Origin of the sequence: Bacillus sp. G402 (genome assembly GCF_051172515.1) — a bacterium.
GTDB lineage: Bacteria > Bacillota > Bacilli > Bacillales > Bacillaceae > Bacillus > Bacillus altitudinis.
Window position 1 is genome coordinate 284,010 of record NZ_JBPIZC010000003.1, and the last position, 11,738, is coordinate 295,747.

The 11,738-nt window shown below is 43.4% G+C and carries 11 protein-coding genes; 1 reads left to right on the forward strand and 10 read right to left on the reverse strand.

The window, feature by feature from the left end; translation table 11 throughout:
- Positions 1-279: 279 nt before the first annotated feature.
- From ACSBQP_RS14985 to ACSBQP_RS15030, 10 genes are all read right to left on the reverse strand, one after another.
- Positions 280-1,374 carry a toxic anion resistance protein gene (locus ACSBQP_RS14985; RefSeq protein ID WP_025206695.1) on the reverse strand — a complete coding sequence of 365 codons (1,095 nt, stop codon included), beginning with the start codon at positions 1,372-1,374 and terminating at the stop codon, positions 280-282.
- Positions 1,375-1,388: 14 nt separating this feature from the next.
- Positions 1,389-3,005: a YceG family protein gene (locus tag ACSBQP_RS14990; RefSeq protein ID WP_427215039.1), complete on the reverse strand. Its 1,617-nt coding sequence runs from the start codon at positions 3,003-3,005 to the stop codon at positions 1,389-1,391.
- 70 nt (positions 3,006-3,075) lie between these two features.
- Positions 3,076-3,891, reverse strand: coding sequence for an HAD family hydrolase (locus tag ACSBQP_RS14995; protein WP_435028556.1), 816 nt, complete (start codon positions 3,889-3,891; stop codon positions 3,076-3,078).
- Positions 3,888-4,997 (reverse strand): cysteine protease StiP family protein, encoded by a 1,110-nt coding sequence (locus ACSBQP_RS15000; RefSeq protein WP_210552296.1) that lies wholly within the window; start codon positions 4,995-4,997, stop codon positions 3,888-3,890. Before ACSBQP_RS15000 ends, ACSBQP_RS14995 begins: the two co-directional genes overlap by 4 nt.
- Positions 4,990-6,321 carry a phosphoribosyltransferase family protein gene (locus tag ACSBQP_RS15005; protein ID WP_098680981.1) on the reverse strand — a complete coding sequence of 444 codons (1,332 nt, stop codon included), beginning with the start codon at positions 6,319-6,321 and terminating at the stop codon, positions 4,990-4,992. The genes ACSBQP_RS15000 and ACSBQP_RS15005 overlap by 8 nt, the downstream gene beginning before the upstream one ends.
- Positions 6,305-7,498, reverse strand: coding sequence for an HpcH/HpaI aldolase/citrate lyase family protein (locus ACSBQP_RS15010; protein WP_427215041.1), 1,194 nt, complete (start codon positions 7,496-7,498; stop codon positions 6,305-6,307). The genes ACSBQP_RS15005 and ACSBQP_RS15010 overlap by 17 nt, the downstream gene beginning before the upstream one ends.
- A gap of 82 nt (positions 7,499-7,580) precedes the next feature.
- Entirely contained in the window at positions 7,581-8,360 is a 780-nt protein-coding gene (locus ACSBQP_RS15015) for a TerC family protein (RefSeq protein WP_008342130.1), read from the reverse strand.
- Between the two features lie 140 nt (positions 8,361-8,500).
- Positions 8,501-9,079 carry a TerD family protein gene (locus ACSBQP_RS15020; RefSeq protein ID WP_007498343.1) on the reverse strand — a complete coding sequence of 193 codons (579 nt, stop codon included), beginning with the start codon at positions 9,077-9,079 and terminating at the stop codon, positions 8,501-8,503.
- 41 nt (positions 9,080-9,120) lie between these two features.
- A complete protein-coding gene (locus ACSBQP_RS15025) occupies positions 9,121-9,702 on the reverse strand; it encodes a TerD family protein (RefSeq protein WP_008342133.1) in 582 nt (193 codons plus the stop codon).
- 21 nt (positions 9,703-9,723) lie between these two features.
- Positions 9,724-10,326: a TerD family protein gene (locus ACSBQP_RS15030; RefSeq protein ID WP_017358594.1), complete on the reverse strand. Its 603-nt coding sequence runs from the start codon at positions 10,324-10,326 to the stop codon at positions 9,724-9,726.
- 417 nt (positions 10,327-10,743) lie between these two features.
- Here ACSBQP_RS15030 and ACSBQP_RS15035 point away from each other — a divergent pair, with 417 nt between their 5' ends.
- Positions 10,744-11,736, forward strand: coding sequence for an LLM class flavin-dependent oxidoreductase (locus ACSBQP_RS15035; RefSeq protein ID WP_435028557.1), 993 nt, complete (start codon positions 10,744-10,746; stop codon positions 11,734-11,736).
- Positions 11,737-11,738 lie beyond the last annotated feature (2 nt).

Sequence of the window (11,738 nt, forward strand, 5' to 3'; positions counted from 1 at the left end):
AGTTTATACGCCGTATTACTCGTAAATCCTATAGAATGCTTCATAAACTACATATTTTACGGGGTATTTTCTCTCACCAGACAATATTTTACTGGAAATTCCTTATTGTGCTAAAAAATAAGTCGAATCCTTGTGATAGCGGGCTTTTTCTTTCATGGGTGAACCATGCCCCTGAACAGGATTTACCCGAAAAAGGTCACATAAAAACCTTTTTTCTCAAATTTTAATCAAATTCATGAAAAAACTGCCTGCAACTTTCGTTACAGACAGCCTGTTTTTTTAGGACTCTAGGGCAGCTTTCTTAATATTATCTTGAAGCTCAAGCATACGTTTTGTTCCGTCCTCACGTAATCGTTTGTTTTCTTCTTCAATCTGCTTCGTCTCTTTCATCCCTTGTACAATCGTATTAAAGGATGATTCGATCGTTTCAATGTCGATGCTTGGACGACCTGATAATTTAGCAATCTCAACACTTTGACTTGAGATATTTTCAGCATTTCGTTTCAGCATTTCATTCGTTCTTCTGTCCAGCTCACTCATGGAATCAGCCACAAGCTTTTGTCTCTTCACTGTTACAGCTTGAATGATTCCATTTTTGAAAATTGGAATCGTAATGATGAAGGCAGAGTTAATTTTCCCGATTAATTTCGTATTACCACGCTGCAGCAAACGGATTTGCGGTGCCGTTTGAAGTGCCACCATCCGTGCCATATCAAGATCATATACACGCTCTTCAAGCGCTTGAATCCCATTACGAAGCGTATCTAGCTCCATTTGTGCCAGCTGGTTTCCCCCCGCCGCTTTTTCTTCATAAGAAGGAACCAATTGTTTTAATTCTTCGATCTTCATTTGCCCTGCGACGACATACTTTTCAAGCTCCATATAGTATTGAATGTTATGCTCATACATTTCTTCAAGCGTAACCGTCGATTTGGTCATTTCATCTTTGTATTTACTAATTTCCACATTGATTTTTTCAATTTCTGCACCGAGCGTTTGATATTTGCTGAAAATCTTCTCGATCATGCTGCCACCGCGTTTAAAGATTTTTGATAACAAACCGCCCTTTGGCTCGTCAAAATCATTTTTATCAAAACGATCCATAATTTTTCCAAGCTGTGTAAGCATCGTTCCTGAGTCTGTGACACTTGTTGAACGCATCATAGAGAGGATACGGTCAGAAAACTTAGAGATTTCGACAGCCGGCTGTTTCCCGTATTCAAGCAGTTCAAGCTGATTTTTGGCATCAATCTGTCTCGCAATGTTTTGGACTTCTGGTTCATTGCGCAGCTGAACGCGAATATCGTCTGCCTTTTCAATCGTGATTTCCTCTTTATCAATTGAAATGATGTCATTTCCGTTTGTATTTGTCATAAGCTTTGATCTCCTTATCGGTTTTTAATGGATTGAAATAACTTTCTCACAATGGACGGCTCTTTAAACTCTTGGTTCATGACCATTTCATCAAGCCAATGTGTATCAAATAATTGATCGTCTATATACCGCTCTATACACTGATAGCCGGCGGGATGATAGACGAAGATATCCACACCCATTTCATTTAGGAAAATCAGGGCAGCCGCATCAGAACGAGTCAGCTCACCATTATATTCCGTATGGTATAAAATCACTTTCGGTACAGTCTGGGCATAATCAAAGGTTTGAATGAGTTCAATTACATCTTGGTTCATATGCAAAAGCTGCTTGAATAAATAAATACGCACATCTAATTCAGTCTCATGGCCTTCTTTTAACAGCTTCGGATGCTGACATATGCGAGAAATGGCCTCTGCGATCGCACGCTGCGTGCCCTCATACAAATGCGAGAACTGCCACACATTGCTTTTCATTAACAAATCAGGGTCAACCTCTCCTGCTTTAGAGAGTGCATGCTGATAATGAAATTGATAATTCGAAGACACTTCTTGTGTGAAAGGGAAATGACGGATCGTTTTCGTTTCTTTCCCCTCCATTAGCGTATGGATACGGTCCCAATATTCTCGCTTGTCTCTCGTCACCCCCATCATCTTCGCAAAAAGATTCGGAATCTGTATGGTGTCACGGTCTGCTTTGAAATTCGGGCGGATAAACGACCGTTCCTTCGCAATTAAAAACAGCTCATCATACGTTGTCTTTAGCGTAATAGAATGAGGGGTATGATCTCTGAATTGCCATGGCTTATACAGCATGGAATCTTCTGTGTGAAGTACCTCTTCAAGCTCTCTTGTCGAACGGTACGCCACCGTTGATTTCCTCTCAGGCTTTTCAGTAGGGAACGGTTCAAGCTTTGACGTCCCTGGATACTGATCAATAAAAGTCAGCTTTTCTTCTGGATCTAATTCACGAAATTGATCCTTGCCTTCTGGATGAAACAGCACCACATCACAGCCAATCAGCATGACATAGTAAAGAAAATAAAGCTGACTTTTATTCGCCTCTCCATACCAAATGACAGCTGGCATTTTTTCTTCCATATTGCCTTCCTTCAGCCATGGTCCTAGATGATTATTTGAAAACTTCACCACATCTAGTAACACACGGCGGAAATCAGGATGCTGGAATCCCCCTTCATGCAACTGCTTGAAATGTTCAAACACCTGGATTAACGAAAGGCGAATATGCCGGTTCATCACTGGGTTTGGATGACGGACAATGAGCTGTTCACCGTCTAAGAAAGCCACAAATCGATTCACGGACAATCCCTTTTCTTCCTGATTGATCATATGAATCCGCTGGAGCGCTTGAAAGTGCTCCGGCTCAATATGCCGGTTGAGGGTTTCACTTAAAATATGCATGCCGTCAGTTTCGTATAATTCATGTAAATAAATAAAATAATCGGTTGCATCATGCGGAGTTCCAAGGACACGGGCGGCGAGACGCGGCAAGGATAAGGTGTGCTCGTCCTTGACGTAGCCGTCTCGTTCAGGGAGCGGCTTTTTCAGCAGGTTTTTCCAGGCTTCCTGTTTCGCCCGTGTCTGGGTTACGTTGATTTCTTTATAACTCACGCCGCTCCTTCCTTTCTCCTATATTTTCTCGAAAGCTACTACTATCATATCATTCAGCCTTCTACTTCTGCTATCGAATCGAAGGCTTTTTTGCTGTGTTCATCTTCTTTGCGACAGAAGCGGCGATTTCGTCTGCCGCCGCCATGCCAGAGGCTGTCGTCGGTTCAAACGATAGCTCAACATCTAAGACTTCCCCATGACTCGGAGCGAAGCCTTTATCCGCTTGACGTATGAGATCAGCATCTAACAAGGAGTCGCCCGCACCATATACATATTCAAGGTGTAGCCTTTCTTTTAGAAAAGCAACAGCAGCCCACTTATTGAGCGGCTTTGGAATAAAATATAGCTTCCGGCCCTGAAGGGAAACCTGCCAGCCTCTCTCCTCACCCCACAGCCTTAATTCAGCAAGCGGAATATGAGAAAGAAACTCGTCTTTCATAATTAAATAAAGAAATTTTCCCTCAGCTGTTCGAGTACGTTTCACCCAAGCGGCAACCGGAAGTTCAGAGATCTCCCGCAGCATATCTCTCACCGGCATACACTCTTGCAGTCTCTCATCTACAATCGCCTGCCACTCCTCAAGCGGCTTGCCGTGATGAAGGATACAGCCGCCGTTTGTCGTGACGGCATACTCTGGTTTGATCTCTTGCTGAAAGAGAGTGATTCGTTCAAATTGTGCTGTCGTTCTTGTCGTCACTGGGATAAACCAACCTGCTTGATGAATTGCCTGTAAGGATGCTTTCGTTTCAATCGACACATAGGAAAGCGGCCGGTCGTCCAGCACCTCAATTAATTCGTATGCTCCCTTGTATGCATACTGCTCCAGCATTCGATGTGAGTATATCAGTGTCCGGTCTAAGTCACTGGCAAATGCCATGTTCTTCATGACGATTGCTCCAACGGGCGGATGAGTCCGCAGCATGTGTAGGACATGTTGGCATATTCAATCACAGGCACGCCTCTGTCCTCTGCGAGTAGTAAAATGTGCTTGAGCTTTTCCCGAGATCCTGGCTGAATGAGTATTTTCCAAGGGACTCTTCTGAGCAGCACACGGGTCGTCTCACCGACGCCCGGCTTAATCAAATGCGTATTGTCAATTTGGAACTCCTGACCAATTGCTTCAATGGAGGTCATCCCCCGCCAGTCAGGAGGCGTTCCTTGTGCGAGCAGGGTCTCTGCTTTCTCTTGTACATTTGCATTAAGTTCAGAAAATGCTTCTTCAATTGTATTCACGTACAGATTAGAGACATCCTCATCAATGAGCTCTTCATAATACTTGGCCCCATGGAAATCATTGGCATGGATCCAGCGGTTGTTTAGCACCGTTCGACTAACTAGGCCAGATACCGTTGAATTCAAGCAGGCACTTGGAATGAGGAAATCCTCTCTCGTTCCGTAAACACTCGTACAATAACCAGGATCAGCAAGCACAGCCAGCTCACTCGAAAGACGAATTCCATATTTCTGTTCAAAATCGAGCACCGCTTTTTGAAGCTCTTTGGAAATAGCACCCTTTCCAGTCCAACCGTCAATAAAGGCAATCTCAAAACCTGGATGTTCTTTGAGTATATAATGCAGCGCATTCTCATCTATTCCGCGGTCACGAATAATAGAGATGCTATAATGCGGCAAATCGAGACCATACGTCTTTCTGATATACCGTTTAATGAGCACCCCGATTGGTGTCCCAGCCCGTGCCAAGCTGCAAAGAACGGTTTGAAAGCCTCGCTTTTTCACAATTTGTTCTGCGACAACCGCTACGGCTTCCGCTACCTTTTGCTTACTTTCTTCAAGAGATTGATAGAATAAGTCCATATAAGATGCCGTCGGCTTGTATTCAATTGGTAGCATTTCTGAGTAATGGGCACCGCTTTGAATAGAGCGCTCCCGCTCTTCTGTACTTTTCTCCATCTCAATCGATGATAAATCCTTGAGTAAGAAGGTTACGTCCTGCTCTGGATAGCTTCCCATCTTTGTATACACGTTAGCCATTCACCTTCACCTCATCTGATAAAGTCACAATATGCACATGCTTCACATGCCGCTCAGCAAATAAGTGGATCAGCGGCATCAAAGCTTCTTGAGACACCTTTTTCTCAAAAAACAAAAAGACATCATCGTACTGATCTTTAGGGATATTGTACACGTAGTGCTGAATGCGGGCATCCTCTGGACTCAAAAATGCGAATCCGTTTTGAACAGCGTACCCTTCCTTTTCAACCGGATGAATCGGACTTCTTGTCGTCGAATGAAAAAGGACACCTTCGCCCATATGAGCTGCAAGCCTCATCGGCACATACATCAATTCTCCTGTCCCTAAGCAGAGTGTCTGTTTTCCTTTTCGTTCTCGCTGAAGCTTCAGCCCAGCCTCAGCAGCTGCTTGATCAATAGCATCCGTGTCCGCTGCGCTTAAACCGAAACGACCTGTTTCATGGATATACGGCGAATGCCCCGCCGGATTGACTGCATGGGAAAGTGAATATGGCACTTGCTTAAAGAAGGATTGAAGAGAATGAAAAGAGAGTTCAGGTCTTTTCTCTTGCGCAGCAATTTCATACGAATAAGCAGGCTCATCCAGTGTTGTCCCCCGAAACATCATCTGCCCTTTTAATAAAGATAATGATGTGATATTTACCCCTAGCTCCTCTTGAAGCTGAAGCATCGCTTCCTCGTGCTCCTCTGTTCTCCAATCCAAAATGGATAGAATCGTATAAGAGGATCTAGGGTGCTTTGCGTGCAGATCCCGAATAATATTCATATTTGTCCGGCCTGTCGTGACCTCATCATCTACTAGCACAATCGGGCGATCCGTACGAAGTAAGGCGTCGTCTGCGTAGCAAAGCTGATCTGTCGCATGAGAATGTTCCTCTTCAAATACGAGTGAAGGATCAAGATCCAACAGCTGTTCACGTGTCGTATGAATGTAAGATGCTCCTTCTATGACGTCATACACACCATGACCAAGCGCAGTTGCCGTTTCAGCAAAGCCGATCACAATCGGCTCGTTTACCGCCGAAAGCTTCTCTTTTTTGAGCGCAGCATAGGCTTCAGTTAACTTAACATGATCATTCGTTTTTAGTGCTTCTACTACATCGTCTTGATGCGGGGGCGTCTTGCCTGTTTGTTCTTTTGCATAAGCCATTGCTAAAAGACCTGAGACGAGGAGTGGTTTCAACGGGTGAACAGGCATATGTTTCCCGAGCACCTTGCTAACAAATAAAAAGGCTCTCTTTTTGTTCACCCGTGCCGCCATGTCAAAAAGATGTTCTTTTTCAAGCTGAAGCGTACCCTCTTTGAGGTTAAGCTCCACCTCCATATGTTCCAAGATGTTCAGCGTATGCGGCTTCTGATTCTGTGAGTATGTCGATATAGCTTCTATTTTCATGAAACACCCCGTAAATGTCTGACTTCATTAAAATGTTTTCCGCCCAGCGATAGTGCGGCTTCGTTTCGTTCATTTTATTAGAGAAGTTACTCTTCAACACGCCGACTGTACCATCTGCATGCTCTAAAATACTTAATGCATCCATGTACTCTTCCTTTGTGACAACGTACATGCTTTGAACTGGCTTGAGATGCGTTGGATGGATGACTGTCTTGCCATGAATACCGTTTACCACATCCATCTTTGTCTCTTTGAGCAGACCTTGCATATGATCGAGTTCAGATGAGGAAGATTCACCGCTCTTAGAAATTGCACGGATGAATGGATTTTGTTCTTTTCGTGCCGGTCCAAAATGCTCCCATACAGCTCCTGATATCACAAATGAACGACCAAAATAATTGATGATATCTGTGATCAACTCAGCAATGACTCTGATCTCATAAATGGTGGTCTCGCGATCACGGCGAATGCCGTACAATCCACACAGATCCGTTGCCCCAATGCGAATATTCAAAATATATTCCTCATCATTCAGCATGATCTGCTTTAACTCAGACAACACCTGATATCTCGTTTCTTTTTCTAATAAATCTGGTGTTTCTAAAATGGGCATTCCGTATAGTGTTTTCTGAGTTTGTGCTGAAGCTCGTTTCAAACTGTCTACATATTCCTTTGCATTGTGAACGGAGCACTTTGGAAACACAAAACCAGTCAGTAAATGAAGAGAGGAACCGAGCAAATCTGCCATTTTGAGCAGCTGTTTGGGCGAACGAACCCGAATAAATAAAAGCGGCAAATGCTCAGCCATTTCTGGAGATTGATGAATTGTCTCAGAAAGGCAGGTCAATTGTGCCACTATATTCTGTTCAGCCATGTCCACTTCCTGATCACCAATGGCGTCCTCCAAGCAAAACACAACAGAGCAAAGCGCTTCATATTTCTGCGAAAGCAGCATGTCTGCTACATCCTGTCTTGTCGCAGGCATATACAAAGTAGCACCTAATGCATGCGCAAGTACATGCCTTGGCGTCAATGAATGAACTGCCGCCGGCCGCTTAAAAAAAATATCGTGCTGCCTCGTCTCTGATAAAAAACGAAAATATCGCATGCAGTGCCACCTCCTGTTGTAATGACTTGATGATTCAAAAAAGGATGGAGCCGCTAGTCAACTCCATTCCTTTTTGATCGTCCTATTCTTCTTTTGAAGCCGCAGCTTCGTTTGTTACACCTTGATGCTTCTTCTTATTGATTTTATGAACAATAAACGTTCCGATAAACGCTAGGATAATAATCGCAAAGAATGCGAGATGCGGGATTTCAATATGAGCAGCACTTAAGCCCATTTTGATGGCAATAATTCCAATGAGAATAAATGCCGTATTCTCAAGCTCTGGTATACGGTCGATGAGCACAAGGAATAATTGTGCCACTGTACGCATCATGAGAATTCCAAGCATTCCACCTAAAAGAAGAATCCATACTTCCTCAGATACAGCGAATGCAGCAAGAATACTATCTACCGAGAAGGCAAGGTCCATAATTTCTACAGAAATAACAGTTGCCCAGAAGACGCCAAATACACGAATCATCCAGCCTTCTTTTTTCAATTCCTTCGCTTCGTCATCTCCGTCACCTAACCAGAAGTGCTTAATGACCAGCCAAGCTAAGTATGCAGCGCCTAGAACCTTAATCCACCAAAACTTAATAAGCAGCATCCCTACGCCAATGAATAGAAAACGGAAGAAATAAGCGCCAATTAATCCGTAGGTTAATGCCTTTTTACGCTGCTTTTCAGGTAAATGTTTCACCATAACAGCTAATACAAGTGCGTTATCCGCTGACAACAAACCTTCAAGCACGACAAGGGTCCCAATAAGCCCCCAAGAGACAGGGTCTGTTAATACCTCTGCCCACATATGCCAATCAAAAAACGAGGCATACGTGTCCAACATATGTTTCAAAATGTCCAACTGGTTTTCCTCCTATAAGTGTAGAAGCATCAGCAGGCTTTCGCCTGCTGTTATTCTTGATCGCTGTTTCTTTCTCACTTTGGAAAATACCCTCATATGAGTCATTGGCAGCGCCTCTTGAATGAAGTTGTTTCTTCTCTTTACACTTCTAACCCATAATTTTGACAAAGAGCAGCAAGTCCGCCAGAGAATCCGCTTCCGATTGCGTTAAACTTCCAATCGCTGCCGTGTCTGTATAGTTCGCATACGACGACAGCTGTTTCAATTGAGAAGTCCTCCCCTAAATCAAAACGAATCAATTCTTCCCCGCCCTCTTCATTTACAACACGAACAAATGCATTAGAGACTTGTCCAAAATTCTGGCTACGTGCCTCTGCATCATGAATCGTCACTGTAATTCCGATACGATCAATGTTAGCAGGAATTTTCGAGAAATCAACGAGAATTTGCTCGTCATCTCCATCTCCTTCACCCGTACGGTTATCACCGGTATGAGTAACACTACCGCTTGGATGCTGCAGATTATTATAGAACACGAAGTCTGTGTCTTGTTGACAACGATTGTTTGCATCTACTAAGAAAGCCGAAGCGTCCAAATCAAATTCGGCTCCGCCTGAATATTTATTCGTATCCCAGCCAAGTCCGATCATCACTTTTGTCAGCCCTGGATTGGTTTTCGTTAAATCGACACGTTGTCCTTTTGAAAGCTGAATCGCCATATTCGTATCTCTCCTATCTCCTGAAAATATGAAAACGGGCGTTACCCGATATCTAAGCCGAAGTCTGTTGCAATGCGGGCAAGTCCGCCTTGATAGCCTGATCCAACAGCTGAGAATTTCCACTCTCCGCCATGACGGTATAATTCACCTACAATAATCGCTGTTTCAATTGAAAAGTCTTCTGCCAAATCATAGCGAATGAGCTCTTCATTTGATGCCGCATTTAAAATACGGACGTAAGCGTTAGACACCTGTCCAAAGTTTTGGCTGCGTGCTTCTGCATCATGGATTGTAATGACGAAGGAGATTTTCTCAATACTTGCTGGTACAGTTGAAAGATCAACATTGACCTGCTCGTCATCTCCGTCTCCTTCACCTGTACGGTTATCGCCTGTATGTACGATACTTCCGCCACCGCCAGTTGTTTGATTGTAGAAGACAAAGTCAGATGGAGAGTTTGCTTTCCCTGCTGCATCTAACAGGAATACGCTTGCGTCTAGATCAAAGTCATGTCCGCCATCATACTTGTTTACATCCCAGCCAAGACCTACGACTACTTTTGTTAAACCTGGATTCGTTTTTGTTAAATCAATTTTTTGACCTTTCGCTAAAGAAATTCCCACTAGGAACCTCTCCCTTCTAAATTAAATGTAGTTTCTCGTAATATCGGCAAGCTTCGCATCGTTTGTACCATTTCCTACAGCTGCAAACTTCCACTCATTCTCGTGGCGATAAAGCTCTCCAACGATTAATGATGTTTTACCTGCATATTCATCTTTCAAATTATATTTCACTAATTCTTGATTGTTTGAACGGTCAACAATTCGGATGTAAGCATTTTGAATCATACCAAAGTGTTGGTTTCTTCTAAGTGCATCATAAATGTTCACAACGAACACCAATTTATTCACATTGCCTGGCACCTTGCTTAAGTTGACGAGGACTTGTTCATCATCTCCGTCTCCTTCACCTGTCAGGTTGTCACCTGTATGCTCAACACTGCCGCATTTGCTTTTCAAGTTGCCAAAGTAAATCAAATCTTTATTTTCAACAAACTTATCATTTTTCAGCATCAGCACTGAAGCGTCACAATCAATATCAGCGCCGCCTCCGCCGCCAAACAGCTTTCCAAGAAAACCGCCGCCTTGTGACACAGGGTCCCAGCCAAGTCCAACTAGAATATTGGTTAGTCCTGCTTTTCCTTTTGTTAAATCAATACGTTGACCTTTTTCTAATGTAATCGCCAAATCAATCACTCCTCCAGCATAATAAAAATCTATTTATTAAGCGATGGACCCTATTAAAATCATCATACATGAAAATTCGACAAAATTCATGAAATGACATTGGAGCCTCTTACTCTTTTTTCTATTTACTAGTATATACGATCTATGTATAAAAGAGGTTTCAATATGATGATATTTTTTTAAAGAAAGATCCATGACAAAAATGATTCATGTCGTAAAAGAAGTGTTTCATGTGAAACATTGTCGAATGTTCCCGTTATACAGCCTCTCGCTTAAAAACAGAGCTCGCCTCCACTTCATATGTTGATATAGAAAATTCACATACATAGCTGTGATAAACCCTTTCATTTCCTTCCGTTCATGTCTTTCTTTATACTTATGAATAGAATTCAACGTATTGATGAAAGGGTGTTGATGATGCCATCACTTCATATATTAGATCAAGTCGCCATCCCTAAAGGTCAGACCGCACAAGAAACATTGGTTCATACGACAGAGCTGGCCAAGCTTGCGGAAACACTGGGGTATGAGCGGTATTGGTTTGCTGAACACCACAGCACGAGAGGACTCGCGAGTACAGCGCCTGAAATATTAATGGCACATATTGCTTCACACACATCGACATTGCGCACAGGCTCTGGGGGGATTTTACTCCCGCAGTACAGCCCTTTTAAAGTAGCAGAAGTCATCCGCCAGCTTGAAGCCCTTTACCCTGGGCGGATTGAGATCGGGGTTGGTAAATCCCCAGGCGGAATTGAACGGACGAGACTCGCTTTGACAGACGGCGTGAAGAAAGAACTGTCTCAATTTGACCGCCAGTTGGAGGACCTTCTTTTTTACTTATCTGACAGCCTGCCTTCTGGTCATCGGCATGCGGGAGTGAAAGCGGCTCCGCTCGTTGATTCTTATCCGCCAGTCTGGCTGCTTGGACTCGGGGAAAACAGTGCCATCCAGGCGGCATCACTTGGAATCAACTATATTTTCGGACATTTTATTCATCCTGCACGAGGCCGGCAAGCTTTTGAAGCGTATCGGTCACACTTTTCTCCATCCGTTTTCTCACGTCAGCCTCAGTCTATGTTTGCTGTCTTTGTGATCTGTGCAGACACAGACGAGGAAGCAAGCCGCATTGCCACCAGTACAGACTTATGGCTACTTCGGGTTGAAAAAGGGCTGGACAGTCGCGTTCCTTCTATAGAAGAAGCAGAGAACTATCATTACACTGAGCAAGAAAAGAAAAAAGTGTTACAAAACCGCCAGCGAATGATTGTTGGCTCAAAGCAAACAGTGAAAGAACAGCTGCAAATCTTAATGGACCGCTATCAAACGGACGAGATGATGATATTAAACAATTCATTTGATCCAATGGAAAAACAGCGTTCCTTTGAACGAATCGCAGAACTATTTTGAAG